The organism is Nonomuraea sp. NPDC049129 (genome assembly GCF_040648495.1).
GTDB lineage: Bacteria > Actinomycetota > Actinomycetes > Streptosporangiales > Streptosporangiaceae > Nonomuraea.
This window is the reverse complement of the sequence record NZ_JBEZDU010000009.1, coordinates 318,701-340,574: the sequence shown is the minus strand read 5'-3', so window position 1 is coordinate 340,574 and position 21,874 is coordinate 318,701. Positions and strand designations below refer to the sequence as shown.

At 71.5% G+C, this 21,874-nt stretch carries 17 protein-coding genes; 14 read left to right on the top strand and 3 right to left on the bottom strand.

From position 1 onward, the window contains the following. Window positions 1–181 precede the first annotated feature (181 nt). From AB0B64_RS29275 to AB0B64_RS29265, 3 genes are all read left to right on the top strand, one after another. Entirely contained in the window at window positions 182–901 is a 720-nt protein-coding gene (locus tag AB0B64_RS29275; RefSeq protein ID WP_358181098.1) for a methyltransferase domain-containing protein, read from the top strand. 42 nt (window positions 902–943) lie between these two features. Then, window positions 944–2,185 (top strand): DNA polymerase IV, encoded by a 1,242-nt coding sequence (gene dinB / locus AB0B64_RS29270; RefSeq protein ID WP_357945375.1) that lies wholly within the window; start codon window positions 944–946, stop codon window positions 2,183–2,185. 203 nt (window positions 2,186–2,388) lie between these two features. Then, the gene (locus AB0B64_RS29265) at window positions 2,389–2,784 is read left to right on the top strand and encodes a DUF3040 domain-containing protein (protein WP_358181095.1); all 396 of its coding nucleotides are present in this window, start codon (window positions 2,389–2,391) and stop codon (window positions 2,782–2,784) included. 72 nt (window positions 2,785–2,856) lie between these two features. On the opposite strand, the gene AB0B64_RS29260 is transcribed toward AB0B64_RS29265, so the two are convergent. Genes AB0B64_RS29260 through AB0B64_RS29250 form a run of 3 tightly spaced genes read right to left on the bottom strand, consistent with a single transcriptional unit; the run spans window position 2,857 to window position 7,519 of the window. Further along, window positions 2,857–5,286, bottom strand: coding sequence for a DUF3488 and transglutaminase-like domain-containing protein (locus tag AB0B64_RS29260; protein WP_357945379.1), 2,430 nt, complete (start codon window positions 5,284–5,286; stop codon window positions 2,857–2,859). Further along, window positions 5,283–6,545: a DUF58 domain-containing protein gene (locus tag AB0B64_RS29255; RefSeq protein WP_357945380.1), complete on the bottom strand. Its 1,263-nt coding sequence runs from the start codon at window positions 6,543–6,545 to the stop codon at window positions 5,283–5,285. The genes AB0B64_RS29260 and AB0B64_RS29255 overlap by 4 nt, the downstream gene beginning before the upstream one ends. Then, complete coding sequence (locus AB0B64_RS29250; RefSeq protein ID WP_357639605.1) at window positions 6,542–7,519, bottom strand: MoxR family ATPase; 978 nt, start codon at window positions 7,517–7,519, stop codon at window positions 6,542–6,544. Before AB0B64_RS29250 ends, AB0B64_RS29255 begins: the two co-directional genes overlap by 4 nt. A gap of 474 nt (window positions 7,520–7,993) precedes the next feature. On the opposite strand from AB0B64_RS29250, the gene mraZ reads away from it, so the two are divergent. The 11 genes from mraZ to murC all read left to right on the top strand — a co-directional run bounded on the left by mraZ (window position 7,994) and on the right by murC (window position 21,806). After that, window positions 7,994–8,425, top strand: a complete 432-nt coding sequence (gene mraZ / locus AB0B64_RS29245) for a division/cell wall cluster transcriptional repressor MraZ (RefSeq protein WP_214637671.1) — start codon at window positions 7,994–7,996, stop codon at window positions 8,423–8,425. A 215-nt stretch (window positions 8,426–8,640) separates the two neighbouring features. Then, the gene (gene rsmH / locus AB0B64_RS29240) at window positions 8,641–9,612 is read left to right on the top strand and encodes a 16S rRNA (cytosine(1402)-N(4))-methyltransferase RsmH (protein ID WP_357945382.1); all 972 of its coding nucleotides are present in this window, start codon (window positions 8,641–8,643) and stop codon (window positions 9,610–9,612) included. Continuing rightward, window positions 9,596–10,114, top strand: a complete 519-nt coding sequence (locus AB0B64_RS29235) for a hypothetical protein (RefSeq protein WP_358181092.1) — start codon at window positions 9,596–9,598, stop codon at window positions 10,112–10,114. Before rsmH ends, AB0B64_RS29235 begins: the two co-directional genes overlap by 17 nt. Beyond that, the gene (locus AB0B64_RS29230; protein ID WP_358181089.1) at window positions 10,111–12,567 is read left to right on the top strand and encodes a penicillin-binding transpeptidase domain-containing protein; all 2,457 of its coding nucleotides are present in this window, start codon (window positions 10,111–10,113) and stop codon (window positions 12,565–12,567) included. The genes AB0B64_RS29235 and AB0B64_RS29230 overlap by 4 nt, the downstream gene beginning before the upstream one ends. A 40-nt stretch (window positions 12,568–12,607) precedes the next feature. Further along, window positions 12,608–14,140 (top strand): UDP-N-acetylmuramoyl-L-alanyl-D-glutamate--2,6-diaminopimelate ligase, encoded by a 1,533-nt coding sequence (locus AB0B64_RS29225; protein WP_357945388.1) that lies wholly within the window; start codon window positions 12,608–12,610, stop codon window positions 14,138–14,140. Continuing rightward, a complete protein-coding gene (gene murF / locus AB0B64_RS29220) occupies window positions 14,137–15,597 on the top strand; it encodes a UDP-N-acetylmuramoyl-tripeptide--D-alanyl-D-alanine ligase (protein ID WP_358181086.1) in 1,461 nt (486 codons plus the stop codon). The genes AB0B64_RS29225 and murF overlap by 4 nt, the downstream gene beginning before the upstream one ends. Next, a complete protein-coding gene (gene mraY, locus AB0B64_RS29215) occupies window positions 15,594–16,649 on the top strand; it encodes a phospho-N-acetylmuramoyl-pentapeptide-transferase (protein ID WP_357945394.1) in 1,056 nt (351 codons plus the stop codon). Before murF ends, mraY begins: the two co-directional genes overlap by 4 nt. Then, window positions 16,634–18,013: a UDP-N-acetylmuramoyl-L-alanine--D-glutamate ligase gene (murD, locus tag AB0B64_RS29210; RefSeq protein WP_358181083.1), complete on the top strand. Its 1,380-nt coding sequence runs from the start codon at window positions 16,634–16,636 to the stop codon at window positions 18,011–18,013. The genes mraY and murD overlap by 16 nt, the downstream gene beginning before the upstream one ends. Beyond that, the gene (ftsW, locus tag AB0B64_RS29205) at window positions 18,010–19,305 is read left to right on the top strand and encodes a putative lipid II flippase FtsW (RefSeq protein WP_358181081.1); all 1,296 of its coding nucleotides are present in this window, start codon (window positions 18,010–18,012) and stop codon (window positions 19,303–19,305) included. The genes murD and ftsW overlap by 4 nt, the downstream gene beginning before the upstream one ends. Window positions 19,306–19,317: 12 nt before the next feature. Further along, complete coding sequence (murG, locus tag AB0B64_RS29200; protein ID WP_357945402.1) at window positions 19,318–20,394, top strand: undecaprenyldiphospho-muramoylpentapeptide beta-N-acetylglucosaminyltransferase; 1,077 nt, start codon at window positions 19,318–19,320, stop codon at window positions 20,392–20,394. Next, window positions 20,391–21,806: a UDP-N-acetylmuramate--L-alanine ligase gene (gene murC / locus AB0B64_RS29195; RefSeq protein WP_357945405.1), complete on the top strand. Its 1,416-nt coding sequence runs from the start codon at window positions 20,391–20,393 to the stop codon at window positions 21,804–21,806. Before murG ends, murC begins: the two co-directional genes overlap by 4 nt. Window positions 21,807–21,874 lie beyond the last annotated feature (68 nt).

Sequence of the window (21,874 nt, the reverse complement as noted above, 5' to 3'; positions counted from 1 at the left end):
GACGATCCTGGAAGCGAGGAGGCGGAGCGGGCGATCTCCCACACCGCGTAGGCTGGGGCGGGAGCTTTAGGGGACGGAGCTTTAGGGGCATGGTCGGGCGACATGGGTTCGTGGAGCAGAGGGAGGCGAGCCGAGGTTGCGTTCTGAAGGGCGTACCGCGGGCGTGACGAGGACTCCGGCGGTGCGGACCGCCGTGGTCTGGGCGGCGCTGCGGGCGGTGCTGGCCGAGCGGGCGGCCGCCACGGGGCGCGACGCTCTCGACATCGTCGACGCCGGCGGCGGGACCGGCGGGTTCGCGGTGCCGCTGGCCGAGCTTGGCCACACGGTCACCGTGGTCGACCCGAGTCCCGACTCGCTGGCCGCGCTGGAGCGCCGGGCCAAGGAGAAGGGCGTGGGCGTGCGCGCCCTGCAGGGCGACGCCGCCGACTTGGGCGACCTGCTCGACCACGACAGCGCCGACCTGGTCATCTGCCACAGCGTGCTCGAATACGTCGAAGACCCGATCAGCGCCCTCACGGCCGTCGCCGGAGTGCTGCGCGCGGGCGGCGCGGTCAGCGTGCTGGCCGCCAACCCGGTCTCCAGCGCCATCCACCGGGCGCTCGCGGGCCAGTTCGACGAGGCCAGGGCCGTGCTGAGCGACCCGAGGGGCAGCTGGGGCGACCGTGACCCCACCCCGCGCCGCTACACCGCGGAGACGCTCGCCCAGCTGCTGGCCGCGACCGGGTTCACGGTCGGCGAGGTGCACGGCGTGCGGGTGTTCGCCGACCTGGTGCCCAGCAGGCTGGTCGACGGCGAGCCGGGCGCCGCCGAGGCCCTCGTGGCGCTCGAACAGGCCGCTGCCGTCCATCCCGTGCTGCGTGACATCGCCACGCAGCTCCATGTCCTGGGCCATCGCGGCTGACCTGCCCCTACCATGGAACACGTGTTCGGATAGAATGGTGGCGTGTCTCGCAAGCAGATCACGGGCATCGGCCCCGCTCCTCAGACCGGGGCCGATGACGGCGGCTGCCCGATCCTGCACGTCGACATGGACGCCTTCTTCGCCAGCGTCGAGCTGCTCGACCGCCCGGAGCTGCGAGGGCGCCCGGTGATCGTCGGCTCGCCGGCCGGGCGCGGCGTGGTGCTCAGCGCCACCTACGAGGCCAGGGCTCACGGCGTGCACTCGGCGATGCCCATGAGCAGGGCCCGCCGGATATGTCCTCAGGCCACCATCATCCCGCCCAGCCACGGCAAATACTCCGAGGTCTCCAAGGGCGTCATGGAGATCTTCCACGCGATCACCCCGATGGTCGAGCCGATCGCCTCCGACGAGGCGTTCCTCGACGTCGGCGGCGCGCGGCGCCGGCTGGGCCCGCCCGCCGTGATCGCCGCGATGATCAGGGCCCAGGTGCTGGAGCGCTACGGCATCACGTGTTCGGTGGGGGTGGCGAGCAGCAAGTTCGTGGCCAAGCTCGCCTCGAAGCAGTGCAAGCCAGACGGCCTCCTGGTGGTCCCCGAGGGCGAGGTGGTGGATTTCCTCCACCCGCTGCCCGTCTCGGCCCTGTGGGGCGTTGGCGAGCGCACGGAGCAGTCCCTGACGCGCCTCGGCATCCGCACGGTCGGCGATCTGGCCAAGGTCCCCGTCAACACCCTGCGGCGCGAGCTGGGCCAGGCCGTGGGAGGTCATCTGGCGGCGCTGGCATGGGGGCGCGACGAGCGCCCGGTGACCGCGCACGTGCCCGACAAGAGCATCGGCAACGAGGAGACCTTCGCGGCCGACATCGACGATCCCGAAGTGATCAAACGCGAATTGCTGCGCCTGTCCGAGCGAGTGGCCGCCCGGATGCGTAAGGCCGGTCACGTGGGCAGGACAGTGAGCGTGAAGCTGCGCCGAGCCGACTTCTCCACGATCAACCGGTCCAAGACCCTCAGAGAGCCGACCGACGTGGCCCAGGAGATCTACGCGACCGCCTGCGAGCTCTTCGAGGCCGCCGGGCTCGAGCGGGTGCGGCTGCGCCTGGTCGGGGTCAGGATGGAAAACCTGCGCCCCGCCGATTCATCCTCCCGCCAGCTCGGTCTGGGCGAGCGGGAGACCGGCTGGCGAGAGGCCGAACAGGCGATGGATCGAGCAATCCGGAGATTTGGTCCCGATGCGGTGCTCCCGGCGTCGCTTGTACGCGGCAGACTTGATGAAATGGAGGCATGACGTCGATGTCACGATTTCTGAGGAGGGGCGCTGGATGACCCACAATGGAGTCATGACGTCACCTCCGGTTTGGTCTGCGTTGGGCGTTCGCTTTCGCCTACGTCTCCGGCCTCGTATTCTGGGGATAACCGACCGCGAGGTTCGGACACCCCGTGTCGTCCGTTGCCGTCTTCCCCGTCCTGGGGCCGTCCTTGGGAGGCGCCGTGCCGCTCTCTGACCACGAGCAGCGCTTGCTCGACCAGATCGAGCAGGCCCTCTACGCCGAGGACCCGAAGTGGGCCAACACCGTAAGGATCAGTGATCCGCGCAGCCATTACAAACGTCGCCTCATCAAGGCCTCCATCGGCTTTGCGCTCGGCGTCGTCCTGCTGATGGTCGGCGTAGTGATCAATTTGATTCCCCTCGGCGTCGGCGGTTTCGTGGTCATGCTCGCCGCGTGTCTGTGGGGTCTGTCCAGCTGGAAACGCATGAACGGGTTCGGCGACGCCGCGCCCGCCTCTGGTGCCTCCGTCTCGGGCAAGCCGGGCCGCCGGGGCAACCGAGGCAGCTTCATGGAGCGCATGGAGGAGCGCTGGCGCCGTCGTCACGACGAGCGCTGAGCGCCGGACGACCTCCAGACGACCGTGCGGCCGCCCCCGGGAAGGGGACGACCGCACGGTCGATTCGGACGTTCACGAGCCCTTGTGGGCCGCCGTCCGCCGCCACCTGATGTTCTCCAGCCGGTCGAAGCCGTCGAGCACTCCCTCGCCCATCCGACGCAGCCGCCGTAGCGTCGACGGGGGCAGCAGCAGGGCCCGCACCCGCCTCCAGCGCGACACCGTGGCCGCCAGCGCCTGCCGTACCTTGCGAAGGTCCTTCCTCATCGGCGCGATCTCTCCGGCGTCCCGAGCGAACAACGCCCGCTCGACCGCCGAGGCGATCGTCGCGATGGACGCGGCCGGCTCGGCCCCGAACTCATAGCGCTCGGTCAGCCGCCGCGCCAGCGCCCGGGGCGTCTCGCTGGGCTCGCGGGCCATTCCGTAGTCGAACAGCACGTCGTCCAGCTCCGCCCAGGCGGCCGCCACGGCCGGGTGGCTGCCCGCCACGACCCTGGCCGTCATGTCGTCCGACGGCTCGGACACCTTCCAGCCCAGCGCGCGGACCCGCCTGCTCCTGGTGATCAGCCGGATCCCCGCCGGGATCAGCAGGATGAGCAGGAGCACCCCCACGCCGATGCCGATCTTGCCGATCAGCGGCATCGAGTCGTCCACCGGCAGCCCGCTGTCGGCGATGGTGGCCTCGCGGTCGAGCGCGCGGGGGTTGTCCCGGTTCTGCGGGCCGAGCGGCGAGTCGTCGGTCGTGCTGGTCGCCCCGGGCGTCGGCGTCGAGCCGTCACTCGTGGAACGGGGGAGCGGCTGCGTGTAGGCGGGCACCCGGGCGCTGCCCTGGCCGAGCGAGCCCGTCGGAGTGGGCTCGAACGGCAGCCAGCCCACGCCGTCGAAGTACAGCTCCGGCCACGAGTGGGAGTCGTTCGTGCCGACCGTCCACCTGTCGCCCTCCTTCGTGCCGCCCGTGTAGCCGATCGCCACCCTGGCGGGGATGCCCCTCAGCCTGGCCAGCACCGCCATCGACGCGGCGAACTGCTCGCAGTAACCGGCCCTGCTGCGCAGCAGGAAGTCCTTCAGCGCGGAGTTGCCGGAGCCCTGCGTCTTGAGGCTGTAGGTGAAGTCACCGGTCTTGGTGAAGAACTCCTGGATCTTCACCGCGGCCTCGTAGCTCGTCCGGGCGTTCGCCGTCACCTTGGCCGCCAGGTCCCTGATCTCCGGGGGCAGGTTGTCGGGCAGCTTGAGGTAACGCGGGTCGCTCGCCGAGGCCCTGGCCTGCGGCAGCGCCTCGAGCAGGTCGCTGGTCACCGCGGGCTCGGTGGTGAAGACCTCGTAGCCGAGTCCGGCGGCCTCGTCCCTGGTGGAGAAGACCATCAGGGTGGTGGTGTCCGCGCGCCAGTCGCCGTCGATGTTGATCTGCCGCGGCGGGTACGGCAGGGGCAGGAACGACAGCCGCTCGATCTCGTCACTGAGCTGGATCTTGGTCGTCACGTTCGAGACCTTGGTCGCCGGTGACAGGCCGGGCGGAGTGGGCAGCGGGCCGTTCTCCGTCCTGTTGTCCGGCGAGCCTTTGGGCTCGGTCATGCCGAACTGCTCGCCGTCGAAGGTGTCGAGTGAGTAGATCCGCAGGTAGCGGGGCTTGTCGTCGGTGTTGGTGTAGGACAGGACGACGCGCCGCTCCGGCAGCTCCAGCTGGCCCTTCAGGCCGGCGATGGGGTTCGGGATGCTGATCGAATTGCCCCTGCCCGACCCGTTGCCGCCCACCCCGAAGGTGAAGAACGACACCGGCTCCATCGCCGGCAGCGCCGCGGGCACCAGGACCGCCAGCGCGATCGCGGCGAACCCGATGCGCTTGCCCGACAGGCGCAGCCCCCGGGTGTCGGCCGTCTCGCGCTCGGCGCCCGGCACCGGTGAGGTGGCGACGCGGGTCCGCCTGACCAGCACCGCGCGTCCCCAGTGGCCGACGCGTTCACGGCCGTCGGCGATCAGCAGACCGGTGAAGCCGAGGGCGGCGATGATGAACGCGGGCCAGCTGATCGGATCCGCCAGGATCGTGGCCGGCACCGTGGCCAGCGCCAGCATCGGCAGCCCCGCCAGCGCCGCCCGCCGCAACCGCGCGGCGAACAGGTCCACCACGAGCGCGATGAGCCCCACGCCGCCGGTCGTCAGCAGCGCGATGCCCTCGGTGGCGGGCACCGGCGCGGCGAAGCGCTGGATGTCGGCCCAGCCGGTGCCCAGCAGCTTGGCCAGCTCCACCACCGACCCCTTGGTCGGCACCACCCAGGCCCACGCCTTGTCCGAGGCGAAGGCCATGGTCAGATAGATCCACAGCGCGGCCACGTTCACCAGGGCCGCCGCCCACGCGGGCAGCGACAGCCGCCCGCTCACCAGGCCACCGCACATCACCGCGAGCACCGCGCCCAGCGACCCCCAGAACCAGGAGCCGCCCTGGAAGAGCGGATAGAGCAGGACGGCCGCGCAGAACGTGGCCACCGCGGAGGCGATCGACAACCTCATGCCGCACCTCCCGCCGAGTTGAGCGCGTACCTGCCGCGGTTGGCGGCGTCCTGCCAGACCGAGGCGATCGGGACGCCGGCGGGCAGCCGCACGATGCGCCACCCGTAACCGGCGAGGACCGCCTGCACCGCCTGGTAGTTCTCCGTGGAGCCCGGCTCGCCGCCGTCCCACGTGCCCACGTCGAGGAGTACGGCCACGCCGGTGATGCCGCTGTGCCTGAGCCTGGCCAGCTCCCTGGCCTCCTCCGGGTCCAGCGAGCCGAGCACGGCCACGATCAGCCCGTCGCCGCCGCCCTGACGCAGCGCGGACACGCCCAGCTCCAGCGAGCGGGCGGGGCTGTTCCGTACCACCGCGAGGGTGTCGAGCAGCGACCAGCTCAATCCGGTGTCGGTCAGGTGCTCGGCGCCCTGGTCGGTCACCAGCCGCAGGCCGAGGCCCTCATGGGCGAGATGCACGCCGATCGAGGCCGCGGCCGAGACCGCCACCTCGAAGGAGGAGCGCGGGCCCTCGCCGCGGTGGGCGTAGCGGCGCGTGTCGAGCAGCAGCGCGCCGCGGCTCTGCCACTGCTGCTCCTCCCGCCGCACCATCAGCTCGCCGTGGCGGGCGGTGGAGCGCCAGTGCACCCGCCGCAGGTCGTCGCCCTGCCGGTATTCACGCGGCGCCACGTCGTCGTCGCCGGCCGCCGCCACACTCCTGGTGCGGCTGTCGCCGCCCCCGGTCCACTCACCCGACAGCCGTACGTGGGGCAGCGCCACCACCTGCGGCGTCACCACCAGCGTGTCGCTGATGGTGAACCCCCGGGTGAGCTCCACCAGCCCGAACGGGTCGGTGATGCGCACGGACAGCGGGCCGATCGTGTAGCGGCCGCGCAGGTCGGAGCGGACCCGGTAGTCGATCTCCCGGATCCCGCGCGACTCCACCCGGTCCAGAACGAACCGGGGCCGCACGCCCAGCGCGTACGGCACGGTGTCCTCGATGAGCAGCAGCCCGGTGGGCAGCCGGGTGACGTTCTCCAGGCGCAGCGTCACGGTCGCCTCGCCGCCCACCTCCGCCCTGGCCGGGTCGAGGCGCCGCGCGCAGCTCAGCCGGTAGCGGGTGCGCGCCACCACCATCGCGGCGAGCAGCGGCAGCGCCGTCACCAGGACCCCGATCCTGAACAGGTCGTTCTCACCCAGGAGGAAGGCCATCAACATGGCGGCCACCCCGGAGGCCAGGAACGAGCGTCCCCGGGAAGTCAGCGCCCGCAGCCCGTCTCTCACGACGCTCGCGTCTCCGGCACGGGCACGCGCCTGACCAGCTCGGTCACCACCTGCTCGGGCAGGCGGCGCTGTCCCTGGGCCTCGACGCTGGGCAGCAGCCGGTGCGCGAGCACCGGCACGGCCAGTTCCTGCAGGTCGTCGGGGATGACGTAGTCGCGCCCGGACAGCGCCGCGTTGGCCCTGGCCGCCCTGACCAGCTGCAGCGTCGAGCGCGGCGAGGCGCCCAGCCGCAGGTCGGGGGAGTGGCGGGTGGCGACGGCGAGGTCGATGGCGTACTTCTTGACCGGCTGCGAGACGTACACGCCGCGGACCGCCTCGATCAGCGCGCGCACCTCGGCGGTCGTGGCGACCGGCTGCAGCTTGTCCAGCGGCGGGGTGCCGCCGTGCACGTCGAGCATCTCCAGCTCGGCCGAGGGCTCCGGGTAGCCCATCGCGACCCGGGCGGTGAAACGGTCGCGCTGCGCCTCTGGGAGGGGATAGGTGCCCTCCATCTCGATCGGGTTCTGCGTGGCGATCACCATGAAGGGCGCGTCGAGCGGGTAGGTCACTCCGTCGACCGTGACCTGGCGCTCCTCCATGCACTCCAGCAGCGCCGACTGCGTCTTGGGCGAGGCCCGGTTGATCTCGTCGCCCACCACGATGTTGGCGAACACCGGCCCCGGCTTGAACTCGAACTCCCGGGTCTGCTGGTTGTAGGCGCTCACACCGGTGATGTCGCTGGGCAGCAGGTCCGGCGTGAACTGGATGCGCCGGACCGGGCAGTCGATGGACCTGGCCAGTGCCTTGGCCAGCATGGTCTTGCCGACTCCCGGCACGTCCTCGATCAGCAGATGGCCCTCGGCCAGCAGGACAGTCAGGGTGAGGCGGACGGCGTCCCCTTTGCCCTCGATCACCGACTCGATCGCCTGCCGAATCCGGTGCGCGGTGGAGACCAGCTCGTCGAGCCGGCTAGGGACGTCATGGGTTACTGCCACCAGGCCTCCATGAGAAGTGCTACGGCAGTCCCGCGTGCCAGGGCGTGATTGCGGGAGCCATGCCATTCCTTTTCCATTGTGTGTACGACCCTACGACGCTGGGGGTTCTTGGGCGACTTTTACCGATATTCCAGAGAACCTGCCCCCAGTTGCGGTTCTTGTGCCATACGGGTGCGAATCCCGTGACAGTGGCCACCGCGATGCGCTCCACTTTCCACCACGCGGCGCTTCGTGAAGCGCTTGATCCGCTAATTCCATGGTCATTCCAACCCTCGACACGCCCATGAGGGTTGGACCGCGCCCCACCGCCCCCCACCCGACGGCATGGCTCTGACCTGCACTAACGCGCGGCGATCTAGTGACGAAGCGGCTGGGAATCAGTTGACGGTGGGGAGAAGTGGAGTATGGTGGTGCGCAGTGGAGGGCCCGGTGCGCCAGCGCTGAGCGCTTCGCTAGGCACGGGAGGTGGGGCCGATGTTCCTCGGCACCCATCAGCCGCGTCTGGACGACAAGGGACGGCTGTTCCTGCCGGCTAAGTACCGTGAGGAGCTGGCGGAGGGTCTTGTGATCACCAAAGGCCAGGAGCGATGCCTCTACGTCTTTCCCGTAGAGGAGTTCCAGCGCATTACCGAGGCTCTCAGCACCGCCCCGGTCACCGCCAAGGCGGTGCGCGACTACAGCCGCGTCTTCTTCGCCAGCGCGTCCGACGAGACGCCTGACAAGCAGGGGCGCATCACGATCCCGCAGAGCCTGCGCCAATACGCGGGCCTCGTGCGTGACTGCGCGGTCATCGGGGCCAACACCCGGTTGGAGATCTGGGACGCCCAAGCCTGGGACACCTATCTCGACGCGCAGGAGCAGGCATTCGCCGATCTGTCGGAGGAGGTGCTGCCAGGGATTCTGTAGAGCCACGGTCGATCCGTCGGAGATGTCGTTCGGCGAGGTCTCCACCCGCAACCACTGCCGGCCAGCTGATGCACCTTCCCCGGTGTCAGATGGCGGGCGTCCACGAAGAGGGTGCGGATGGGGACCTGGCCGGACGGCGCCGGGTGGGGGCCAGGTGGGCCGATGATCGTCCGGACGCGTCATCCGCGAGCAAGGACGCGAGAGGGGGGTTGGAGATGTACGACAACGCAGGCACGGGCGGTCACGTTCCGGTCATGCTCGACCGCGTTCTGGAGCTCTTGGCTCCGGCGCTGACCGGCCAGGAGCCCGTCGTCGTCGACGCCAACCTCGGCCTCGGTGGCCACTCGGAGGCCCTGCTCGCCGCTCATCCGTCTCTGCACCTGATCGGCATCGACCGCGACCCGTTCGCGATCGAGTTCTCCACGCGCAGGCTCGCCCCCTACGCCGACCGGACCACGCTGGTCCACGCCTCGTCCGACGAACTGGCCGACGTGCTCGCCCGTACGGGCCGCGCCACCGTCGACGGGGTGCTGTTCGACCTCGGGGTGTCCTCGCCGCAACTGGACGAGGCCGAACGCGGGTTCGCCTATTCCTATGACGCTCCGCTCGACATGCGGATGGATACGGATCAAGAGCTCACAGCGGAGAAGGTGGTCAATACCTACTCGGCCGCGGAGCTAACCCGCATCCTCCGCGATTACGGAGAGGAACGGTTCGCACCGCGTGTCGCGCGCCTAATTATCCAGGAAAGGGCCAAGGACCCCATAACGTCGACTAAGCGGTTGGCCGAGATCGTTCGTCAGGCGATTCCAGCCGCTACTCGGCGCACTGGGGGCAACCCCGCCAAGAGAACTTTCCAGGCGCTGCGCATCGAGGTCAACGCGGAGCTCGCCGCCCTGGAGGCGGCGCTGCCCGCGGCCCTCGACGCGCTGGTGCTCGGTGGGCGAGTCGTCGTGCTCTCCTACCACTCCCTGGAGGACCGGCTCACCAAGCAGGTCCTCGCGGCGCGAACCAAGGACACCGGCCCCCCTGGGTTGCCCGTCCCGCTGCCGGCTCATCAGCCGCGGTTCCGCCTGTTGACGAGGGGAGCCGAGCTCCCAAGTGAAGAAGAGTTGGCCCGCAACCCGCGGGCGACCTCGGCCCGGCTACGGGCGGCAGAGAGGATCCGTGTTGACCACCAGGACTGAGCAGGAGAGCAGGCGGGGCGCGGCCGTCCGCGGCGTCCCGCAGAAGACGGCGCCCAAGCCCGGCCCGCGCAGGCCCGGCGTGCCTCACCAGTCCAAGCCCATCCCGCGTTCGCGCCCCGACGGTCCCGAGACGACCGGTCCCGGCGGGACTTCGGCGAGCCAGGAGCGGGCGCGCCCGGCACTCAAGCGACGTCCGTCGCGGGGGCGCCAGCGGGCCCCGTTCGTGCTGCTGGTCGTCGGGCTGATGTGCGGCGGCCTGATGAGCCTGCTGCTGCTCAACGTCGTTCTGGCGCAGGACTCCAACACCGCGGCCAACCTGCGCAAAGAGATCGAGGTGGCACGGCAGGCCAACGAGGACGCCAAGCTCGTCAACGAGACGAACATGGGTCCCGGCCCGGTCGCCGACCAGGCCGAGATGCAGGGTCAGCACCGTGACTGGGACAAGCCCAACGTGCTGACCGAGGCGGGCGCCGACACCAGCCAGGTGGACCAGGGACGGTGAGAGACACAGGCGGCAGGGGGCAGGGTCCCGGCCGCGGCGGCGCCGGTTCCCAGGGAGGGCCCGGCGCCTCTCGCCGTACCCCCGGCGGGCCGGGGCGGCAGGGGCGGCAAGCGGGGTCGGCTCGCTCGGAGGGGGCGGGCCGGCCCGACGATCCACCCAAGGAGCCGAGAAAGCGGCCGGACCCGCTCGACCTCCCGTTCGGGCCGTTCGTCAGGGACGAAGGCCGCGACGACGGGGACGACCGCGGGGCCCGGCGCCCGCAGGACCCGGCTGACGGGCCCCGCGGCCGCTCTCGCGAGGACGAGCGTGACGGTCCGCGCGGTAGATCCCGAGAGGACGACCGCGACGGCCCGCGTGCCCGGCCTCGGCAGGGTGGTGACGGGCCGAGGGGGCGTTCCCGGCAGGACGGGGACGACGCCGCCAAGGAGCGTGCCCGCCAGCGTTCCGTGCGTCCGCGCCCGGAGGCCGGCCGCCCCAGGGATCGCATCCCCCCGGCCAGGGACGAGCGCTCCCGGGCCCGCCAGGACGACGGGCCGCTCCGCCGTACCCGCGAAGAGGTCCCCCGTGACGTGCGCCGGGCCCGCGACGAGGGTCCCGGCGACGGCGGCAGGCTTCGCCGTACCCGCGATGACGAGCACACGCGCGTGCAGCCCGGGCGGCGCGGCGGCGAGGGGCCGCCCCGCAGGCCCCCGGCCCCCCCGCGCCCGCCCAAGCCGTCGCCTGTGCTGCGCCTGGGCAACCCGCGCCGGCGCATCAACATCGGCCTGATCGGCATGACGTTCATCCTGTCGATCTTCGGCGGGCGGCTCGTCCAGATGCAGGGTCTTGACTCCAAGGTCTACGAGGCGCGGGCCGTGGGCCAGCGCACGCAGACTGAGGAGATCCCGGCCAAGCGCGGGTCCATCACCGACGTCAACGGCCACGCGCTGGCCGTCACCGTCGAGGCCCGCGAGATCGCCATCGACCCCAGCAAGATCAAGGATGAGGTGCGGCCGAAGATCACCGCCGTGCTCGCCGCGCAGCTCGGCCGGCCCCAGGAGGAGATAGCCGCCAAGCTGGCCAAGAAGGACACCCAGTACCAGCTCCTGGCCAGGGACGCCGACCCGCTCGTGGCCAGCCGCCTGCTCAAGGCGGAAGTGCCCGCGATGACCACGAAGAAGACCTACCGCCGCGTCTACCCGGGCGGTGACCTGGCGGGCAGCCTGATCGGGTTCGTCGGCGACGAGCAGAGCGGGCTGGGCGGCATGGAGCAGGCGCGGGACACCCTGCTGAAGGGGCGAGACGGCCAGCAGCGCGTCGAGACCGGCCGCGACGGCCAGCGCATCCCCATGACCAGCAGCCAGCGCACGGTCCCGGTCGACGGCCGCGACGTGCGGCTGACCATCGACCGCGACATCCAGTGGGCCGCCCAGCAGGCGGTGGCCAAGCAGGTGAGCGACTCCGGCGCGAGCAGCGGCACGGTCATCGTCATGGACGTGCGCAACGGGCAGATCATCGCCATGGCCAACGCCCCCGAGCTCGACCTGAACAACTGGCGCAAGGGCCCCGCGTCCCTCTACGTCAACCGGGCCGCCTCCGAGGTCTTCGAGCCAGGCAGCACCAACAAGGTGATCACCGCCGCCGCCACCCTGGAGGCCGGCGTGGTCTCGCCCGACACGGTCTTCCAGGTCAAGGACAACATCAGGTGCGCGGACCGGGTGCTGCACGACGCGCACCCGCACAAGCCGGAGCCGATGACCTACCGCCAGGCCGTGGCCGAGTCCAGCAACGTGGCCACCATCATGGCCGCGCGCAAGGTCGGCAGCCAGCGCCTCTACGAGATGCTGAAGAGCTTCGGCTTCGGCGCGCGGCCGGGCGGCGGCGTGCCCAACGCGGAGGCCGGCCTGCTGCCCGACTACAAGAACTGGTCGGGCAGCCAGAGCTGCACGATCGCCTACGGGCAGGGCGTGTCCGTGACCGCGCTGCAGATGGCCAGCGTCTACCAGACCATCGCCAACGGCGGCGTCAAGATCGAGCCGCAGATCGTCGCGGGCACGACGGACGAGTCGGGCAGGTTCGTACCGTCCGCTCCTGGTAAGGAGACCAGGGTGGTCAGCGACAAGACCGCCAAGGAGATCACCACCATGCTGGAGACCGCGGTGAGCGCCGAGGGCACCGGCGAGCTGGCCGCCATCCCGGGATACCGGGTGGCGGGCAAGACCGGCACCGCCAACCGCTACGACGCGCAGCTGGGCCGCTATGACGGCTACACGGCGTCGTTCGCCGGATTCGCCCCCGCCGACGCGCCGCGGCTGGTCGTGCTGTCCGTGCTGCAGAATCCCACGAAGGACCACTTCGGGGGCCAGGTGGCGGCCCCTGTTTTCAAGGACGTGATGACGTTCGCCATCAAGAGCAAGAAGATTCCGCCCTCCGGCTCGGCCGCGCCCACGGTGCGGACGCGCGCGGGACAGTGACCAGGGAAGGTACGCTGCGGCCGTGCGTCCCCCGTCGTCTATGCGTCCAACGACCAGTCCGCCCCGCCCGCTGACCGGGCTGGCGACCATGCTCGACGCCGATTCCGGCACGTCGCGGTCGCCGTACGCCCCGCTCACCGGTGTCACGATCGACTCCCGCCACGTGCGGCGCGGAGATCTTTACGTGGCCTTGCCGGGCAACCGGTCCCACGGCGCCGATTTCGCCGCCGAGGCCATGGCGCTCGGCGCCGTGGCCGTCCTCACCGATCCCGGCGGCCGCGCGGCCGCCGCCGCCACGGGCCTGCCCGTCCTCGTCGTGCCCGACGTCCGAGCCGTGCTCGGGCAGGTCGCCTCCTGGGTCTACGGCCGGCCGGCCGACGACATCCAGTTGCTCGGCGTCACCGGCACCAGCGGCAAGTCCACCACCTCGTTCCTGCTCGAAGCCGGCCTGCGGGCCGCGGGCCACACCACCGGGCTGGTGGGCGGCGTCGAGATCCGCGCCGGCGACCTGCGCTTCGAGCCCAGGCTGACCACTCCCGAGGCGACCGAGCTGCACGGCCTGTTCGCGCTCATGCGCGAGGCGGGGGTCACCGCGGCGGCCATGGAGGTCTCCAGCCACGCCCTGGCGCTCGGCCGGGTCGACGGCCTCCACTACGACGTGGCCCTGTTCACCAACCTGTCGCAGGACCACCTCGACTTCCACAAGGACTTCGACGACTACTTCGCCGCCAAGACCCGGCTCTTCCAGCCCGAGCTGGCCCGCGTGGGCGTGACGAACATCGACGACCCCTATGGCCGCGAGCTGCTGTCGGTGGCGAAGGTGCCGATGACCACGTTCTCCGCGCTGGGCGCGCCCGAGGCCCTCTGGCGGGCGCTCGACGTGCGGCTGGGCGCCGACGGCAGCACCTTCCGGGTGACCGGTCCCGGTGGCGTCGAGGCCGACGCGCAGATCTCGCTGCCCGGCCCGTTCAACGTCGCCAACGCGCTCGGCGCGATCGTCACGCTGGTCGAGGCCGGGGTGCCGCTGCAGACCGCCGTCCACGGCGTCGGCACGCTCGTCGGCGTCCCCGGCCGCATGCAGCGCATCACGCAGGCGGGCGACGAGTTCCAGGCGATCGTCGACTACTCGCACAAACCCGCCGCGGTCGAGTCGGTGCTGCGCTCGCTGCGCGAGGTCACCGCGGGCCGGCTGGTCGTCGTGCTCGGCTGCGGCGGCGAGCGCGACGCGGGCAAGCGGCCCGTCATGGGCGAGTCCGCGGCGAGGTTGGCCGATGTGGCCATATTCACGAGCGACAATCCTCGTTCCGAGGATCCTCTGGACATTCTGGCCGCGATGATGGAAGGAGCGCTGCGCGTTCCGCAGCACGACCGCGCTCATGTGATCATTGAGCCCGACCGCGCGTCCGCGATCGACCTGGCGATCGGCCGGGCCGGACGTGGCGACGTGATCGTCGTGGCAGGCAAGGGTCACGAGCAGGGCCAGTACGTTTCAGGTGAGGTGATCCCCTTCGACGATCGCGAAGTGGTCGCCGGAGCGATCGACGCACGCAAGGAAAGCAGGAAGCACGCATGATCCCGTTGCCTCTGGCCAGGATCGCCGAGATAACCTCGGGCGCCCTGTCGGGCATGGCCGACCCTCGCGCCGTGGTGCGCGGTCCCGTCGTGATCGACTCACGGGGCGTAGAACCGGGATCCCTGTTCGTCGCCCTGAAGGGCGCGCGGGTCGACGGCCACGACTACGCCGCCCAGGCCATCCGGGCCGGCGCCGTCGCCGTGCTGGCCACCAGGCCGGTCGAGGCCCCCACGGTGATCGTCCCCGACGCCGCCGCCGCGCTGGCCGACCTGGCCACGGCCCACGCCGCCGCGCTGCCCCAGGCCACCGTGATCGGCGTGACCGGCTCGGCCGGAAAGACCTCCACCAAGGACCTCCTGGCCAGGCTGACCGGACGGATCGGGCCGACCATCGCGCCCGTCGGCTCGTTCAACAACGAGCTCGGCCACCCGCTGACCGTGCTCAGGGCCGACGCCGACACCCGCTACCTGGTGCTGGAGCTCAGCGCCCGCAACATCGGCCACATCCAGGCCCTGGCCCGCATCGCGCCGCCGCGGATCGGCGTGGTGCTGAACGTCGGCACCGCCCACATCGGCGTGTTCGGCGGCAAGGAGGCCATCGCCAAGGCCAAGGGCGAGCTCGTCGAGGCGCTGCCGCGCACCGGCGTGGCCGTGCTCAACGCCGACGACCCGCTGGTCCTCGAGATGGCCTCGCGCACCGACGCCAGGGTCACGCTGTTCGGCCGCTCCGAGGCCGCCGCCATCCGCGCCGAGGACGTCGTCGTCGACGAGCGCGGGCGCGCCTCGTTCACGCTGAGCACCCCCTCGGGCTCCGGTCAGGTCCGCCTCAAGCTGTACGGCGCGCACGCCGTGGAGAACGCCCTGGCCGCCGCCGCGGCCGGTTACGAGCTCGGGCTGCCCGTCGCCACCATCGCCGCGGAGCTGTCGGAGGCCACGCCGCGCAGCCGGTGGCGGATGGAGGTCACCGACCGCCCCGACGGGGTCACGATCGTCAACGACGCCTACAACGCCAACCCCGACTCGATGCGGGCCGCGTTCGAGGCGTTCGGCGTGCTCGGCAAGGGCCGCCGCCGCTTCGCCGTGATCGCCGCCCTGCGCGAGCTGGGCGAGGACAGCGCAGCGCTCAACGAGGAGCTGGGCCGCCTGGCGGGCGGTTCCGGACTGGCGGGCCTCATCGTCGCCGGCCCCGACGCCCAGCCGGTGCTTCAGGGCGCCTACGCGGCCGCTCAGGCGGCCTCCGCCGCGGGTCCGCCGCTCGCGCTCGCGGGAGGCCCGCCGATGGCGGGAGCACCTGCGCAGCCGCCCCAGACGCTCATCCTGCACGTGCCCGACGCCGCCGCCGCGGCCGCCGAGCTGGCCGGTTGGCTGCGGCCGGGTGACGCGGTGCTGGTCAAGGGGCCCCGGGCGATGGGTCTGGAGCGCACGGCCGAGCAGTTGCTCGGGGGGGCCACGCAGTGACCGACATCATCATCGCCGGTGCGGTGGGGCTGATCCTGTCGATGCTCGGGACGCCCCTGGCCATCCGGCTGTTCTCCAGGCGCGGTTACGGCCAAGAGATCCGCGAGGAGGGCCCGTCCGGACACCACGGCAAGCGGGGCACGCCCACCATGGGCGGCACCGTGATCGTGCTGGCCTCGCTGCTCGCCTACGGCGCCTCCCGCCTGGCGACGCTGTCGGCGCCGACCGTCTCGGGGATGCTGGTGCTGTTCCTGATGACCGGACTCGGCGCGGTCGGTTTCCTCGACGACTTCATCAAGATCTACAAGCAGCGCAGCCTCGGCCTGCGCAGCGGCGCCAAGGCGCTCGGCCAGCTCGTCATCGGCGCGGTCTTCGCGGTGCTGGTGACCCAGCAGGCCAACGTCTACGGCATCACCCCCGCCGAGCCCAGGCTGTCGTTCCTGCGCGACTTCGGGCCCTCGCTCGGCATCGTGGGCTTCACCATCTGGGTCCTCATCATGATCGTCGGGTTCTCCAACGCGGTGAACCTCACCGACGGCCTCGACGGCCTGGCCAGTGGCGCGACCGGGGTGGTGCTCGGGGCGTACGTGCTGATCGGCAACTGGCAGCTGCGCAACAACTGCATCGACCAGCTCGGTCCCAACTGCTACTGGGTGCGGGACCCGCTCGACCTGGCGGTGGTGGCCGCGGCCGTGCTCGGGGCCCTGATCGGGTTCCTGTGGTGGAACGCCCCGCCCGCGAAGATCTTCATGGGCGACACCGGCTCGCTGGCCCTGGGCGGCGTGCTGGCCGGGCTGGCCATCGCCACCCGTACCCAGCTGCTGCTCATCATCCTGGCCGGGCTGTGCGTGATCATCACGATGTCGGTGATCATCCAGGTCGGCTTCTTCAAGATGACCGGTAAACGGGTGTTCAGGATGGCGCCGCTGCAGCACCACTTCGAGCTCAAGGGCTGGGCCGAGACCACGATCGTGGTCCGCTTCTGGCTCATCGCCGGTCTCTGCGCGGCACTCGGGCTCGGGCTGTTCTACGTCGAATGGATGCCCAAGTAATGGCCCTCACCTGCGTGGCCGGGCTCGGCGTCTCCGGCACCGCCGTGGCGCGGGTGCTGGCCGCGCGGGGTGAGCCCGTCGTCGTGGTCGAGGCCGCCGAGGACGACCGCCGGCGCGCCGTGGCGGCCGAGCTCGCCGGGCTCGGCGTCGAGGTGCGCTTCGGCCCGATGGAGCTGCCGGCGGGCGTCACCCGGCTCGTCACCACCGGCTGGGCGCCGCACCACCCGCTGATAGCCGCGGCCCTGGAGGCGGGCGTGGAGGTGGTCGGGGAGGTGGAGCTGGCCTGGCGGCTGCGCCCCGCCCAGGCGGCCCCCTGGCTCGCGCTGACCGGCACCAACGGCAAGACGACCGTGGTCCGCATGCTCACCTCCATCCTGCTGGCCGCCGGGCGCAAGGCGCTGGCCGTGGGCAACGTGGGCCTGCCCGTGGTCGAGGCCGTGGGGGAGCTGTACGACGCCCTGGCCGTCGAGCTGTCGAGCTTCCAGCTGCACTGGTCGAGCACGCTCGCCCCGCACGCCGCCGCGATACTCAACGTGGCGCCCGACCACCTCGACTGGCACGGCTCGATGGAGGCGTACGCCGAGGCCAAGGGGCGCATCTTCGAGCGCGCGGGCACCGTGGTCTACAACGCCGACGACCCCGAGGCGTCGCGGCTCGCCGCCCCCTACCCGGACAAGGTCGGCTTCACGCTGCGCGTGCCCCGGCCCGGCCAGCTGGGCGTGGTGGAGGACCTGCTGGTGGACCGGGCGTTCGTGGCGAACCCCGCCGAGGCCGCCGAGGAGCTCGCGACCCTCGCCGACGTGCGCCCCCTCGCGCCGCACAACGTGGCCAACGCGCTCGCCGCCGCCGCGCTGGCCCGCACGCTCGGCGTCACCCCCGACGACGTACGCAAGGGCCTGCGCGACTTCGTGCCCGACCCGCACCGCATGGCGCACGTCGAGCGGGTCGGCGAGGTCGACTACGTCGATGACTCCAAGGCCACCAACCCGCACGCCGCCGCCGCGGCGCTGTCGTCCTACCCGTCGATCGTGTGGATCGCGGGCGGCCAGCTCAAGGGCGCCGACGTGGACGACCTGGTACGCCAGGCGACGCCCAGGCTGCGCGGCGCGGTGCTGCTCGGCGTGGACCGCGCCCGGATCGCCGAAGCTCTGGCGCGACACGCGCCGAATGTCCCCGTCGTGGACATCTCCGGCCAAGACACTGGTGCGATGGATCGTGTCGTCATCGAAGCCGCCAGGCTCGCCTCCCCCGGAGACACCGTGTTGCTGTCGCCGGCCGGCGCGTCGCTGGACATGTTCGCCAACTACCCGGCCCGAGGGGAGGCCTTCGCGCGAGCCGTACGCGGCCTGGAGGCGGCCACGTGAGCACGACCACCTCTCCACAGGCTCCGGAGCGGCCACGGCAGAGCGCGGTCGAAGGGCCGACCGGCTGGATCCGCGACCAGCTCGCCGTGCTCAAGGAACTGCTGGACAAGCCGCTGGCGACCTACTACCTCATCATCGGCTGCAGCGGGCTGCTGCTCGCGCTCGGGCTGATGATGGTGCTGTCGGCCTCCAGCATCGAGGCGATGCAGAAGACCGACAACCCGTTCACCTGGTTCATCAAGCAGTCGTTGTCGGCAGGTCTGGGCCTGACACTCATGTGGGTCTGCTCCCGGTTGCCGCACAAGTTCTTCCGCTGGGCGGGCTACCCGCTGATGGCGCTGTCGTTCATCGGCCTGGTCATGGTGCTGTTCATCGGCTCGTCCCAGCTGGGCGCGCAGCGGTGGATCGACGTCGGCTCCTACAGCATCCAGCCGTCGGAGCCCGCCAAGCTGGCTCTGGCGCTTTGGGGGGCCGACCTGCTGGCCCGCAGGGCGCGGCAGGGCCGCATCGAGTGGCGGCAGCTGCTCATCCCGCTCATGCCGGGCACCGCGCTCCTGGCCGTCATGGTCATGTTCGGCCGGGACCTAGGCACCACGCTGGTGCTGTTCATGGTCTTCCTGTCGCTGCTGTGGGTGGTGGGCGCGCCGGTGAAGCTGTTCGGCGGCATCCTGGCGCTCGCCGTGCTGGCCACGCTGATCATGATCAAGGTGGAGCCGTACCGCATGGCGCGCATCGGCGCCTTCCTCAACCCGTGGGCCGACGCCCAGGGCGACGGCTACCAGGCCGTACAAGGGCAGATCGCGATGGGCTCCGGCAGCTGGTTCGGGCTCGGGCTGGGCAGCAGCCGGGCCAAGTGGAGCTGGCTGCCCCACGGCGAGAGCGACTTCATCTTCGCCATCCTGGGCGAGGAGCTCGGGCTGATGGGGACCCTGACCGTGGTGGTGCTCTTCGGGCTGCTCGGCTACGCGGGCCTGCGGGTCGCCGCCCGGGTCAAGGACTCCTTCGTACGGCTGGCCGCCGCGGCCATCGTGGCCTGGATCGTCGGCCAGGCCATCATCAACATGGGCGCGGTGCTCGGCGTGGTGCCCATCACCGGCATCCCGCTGCCCCTGGTCTCCTACGGGGGCTCGGCCCTCCTGCCGACCCTCGCCGCCCTGGGGATGCTGTTGTCGTTCGCGAAACGTGAGCCGGGCGCGCGCGAGGCTCTGGCCGCTCGTGGCCCCGGACCGGCCGTACGGGCCCTAAGCTGGCTTGGCCTGGGGGGAACGACCAAAGGCCGAGTGAGACGTTAGGGAGTGACCTAGATGAGGGTGGTCCTCGCCGGTGGCGGGACGGCCGGGCACATCGAGCCGGCTCTCGCCCTTGCGGACGCGCTGCGCCATTATGACCAGCGCATCGGCATAACCTGCGTGGGCACCGAACGCGGCCTCGAAACCCGCCTGGTCCCGGCCAGGGGATACGAGCTGGAGCTAGTGCCGGCGGTGCCGCTGCCGAGGGCGATCACGCCCCGGCTGCTGACCGTGCCCGGACGGCTGGCCGGGGCGGTCAACGCGGTGGCGGCGATACTCGACCGCGTCCAGGCCGACGTCCTGGTGGGCTTCGGCGGCTACGTGGCGACGCCGGCCTACCTGGCGGCCAAGCGGCGCGGCCTGCCGATCGTGGTGCACGAGGCCAACCCGCGGCCTGGCCTGGCCAACCGGCTGGGCGCCCGGCTCACCGAGCACGTCTTCACCGGCTTCCCCGACCACGTGCTGGGCAAGGCCGAATACATCGGCACCCCGCTGCGCCGGGAGATCGTCTCGCTGGACCGGCTGTCGATGGGCGACAAGGCCCGTTCCTGGTTCGGGCTGCAGACCGACCGGCCCACGCTGCTGGTGTTCGGCGGCTCGCAGGGGGCCAGGTCGCTCAACGAGGCCGCGCTGGCCGCCGCGCCGGTCCTGCGCTCGGCCGGCGTGCAGGTGCTGCACGTGCTCGGCCCCAAGAACACCGTCGAGCGCGAGCCGCCGCCCGGCGACCCCCAATACGTCCTGCTGCCCTACGTCGACCGCATGGATCTCGCGTACGCCGCCGCCGACTTCGCGCTGTGCCGCAGCGGCGCGCTGACCTGCGCCGAGCTCACCGCGGTCGGGCTGCCCGCCGCCTACGTGCCACTGCCGCATGGCAACGGCGAGCAGCGGATCAACGCCGAGCGCATCGCGGCGGGCGGTGGCGGGTTCGTGGTCGGCGACGCCGACCTGTCATCTGATTGGATCGTCAAAAACGTCCTTCCCGTGCTCCACAGTCCCGAGCGGGTCGTGGCCCTGTCGGAGGCCGCCTCCAGACTGGGACGGAAGGACGCCGATATCATTCTGGCCAGGAAAGTGTTGGAGATAGCCCGATGAGTCTCGTCAAGCTGGTCGATCCCGTCGCCGCAGAAGAGCTGGGGCGCGTGCACTTCATCGGCATCGGCGGCGCGGGGATGTCCGGGATCGCGCGCATCTTGCTCAAGCGCGGCGTGCGGGTGTCCGGCAGCGACGCGCGCAGCACCGATCAGGTCAACGAGCTGCGCGAGCTCGGCGCGATCGTGCACATCGGCCACGCCGCCTCCCACATCAGGGACGTCGACACCGTGGTGGTGTCCACCGCGATCCGTGACTCCAACCCCGAGCTGGGCGAGGCGCTCAAGCAGGGGCTGCGGGTCATCCCGCGGGCCGCCGCGCTCGCCTCCGTGATGGCCGGGCGCAACGGCGTCGCCGTCGCGGGCACCCACGGCAAGACCACCACCGCCTCGATGATGACCGTCGCGCTGCAGAAGTGCGGGGCCGACCCGTCCTACTGCGTGGGCGGCCAGCTCGTCACCACCGGGCTGGGGGCCGACGAGGGGTCGGGGGAGGTGTTCGTCGCCGAGGCCGACGAGAGCGACGGGTCCTTCCTCATGCTCGCCCCCGACATCGCCGTGGTGACGAACGTCGAGGCCGACCATCTCGACAACTACGGCGATCCGCGGGCCGTGCACGACAGCTTCGCCCGCTTCGCCGACCGCGTCGGGTCGCTGCTGATCGCCTGCGCCGACGACCCCGGAGCGGCGGAGCTGGCCGAGGTGGCGCGGGCGCGCGGCATCAAGGTCATCACGTACGGCGAGACGGGCGACTACCGCGTGCGCGATGTCAGGCCCGATGGGTTCGGCACCACGTTCACCGTCGAGGGCCCGGGCATCGAAGGCATGGGTGAGGTCCGGCTGGCCGTCCCCGGGGCGCACAACGCGCTCAACGCCACCGCCGTGGTCGCCGTGGCCGTGGCGCTGGGGCTGCCGTTCGAGGAGATCAGAGACGGGCTGGCGACCTTCACCGGGGCCAAGCGGCGCTTCGAGGCCAAGGGCGAGGCGGGCGGGGTCGCGGTGTTCGACAGCTACGCCCACCATCCGACCGAGCTGGCCGCCGACCTGAGGGCCGCGCGTGACGTGGTGGCCTCCTACTCGGGCGACGGGCGGGTCATCGCGATCTTCCAGCCGCACCTCTACTCGCGCACCAGGTTCTTCGCCGAGGAGTTCGGGACGGCGCTCGGGCTGGCCGACGAGGCGATCGTGCTCGACGTCTACGGCGCCCGCGAGGACCCCGAGCCCGGCGTGTCGGGGGCCATGGTGGCGGGCCGCGTGCGACTGCCCGCCGAGCAGGTGGTCTACGCCCCGGACCGGGCCTCGGTGCCGGCCCTGGTGGCGGCTCGGGCCCGTGGCGGCGACATCGTGCTGACGATGGGCGCGGGCGACGTGACGGAGCTCGGACCGCAGATCCTTGAGCAGCTCTCCGCGGGCTGATTCGGCGGCCGGCCACATCGGGTGTGGCTCGGTGCGGGATGGTTCTGCGGTCGGCTATGTGTGGCGCG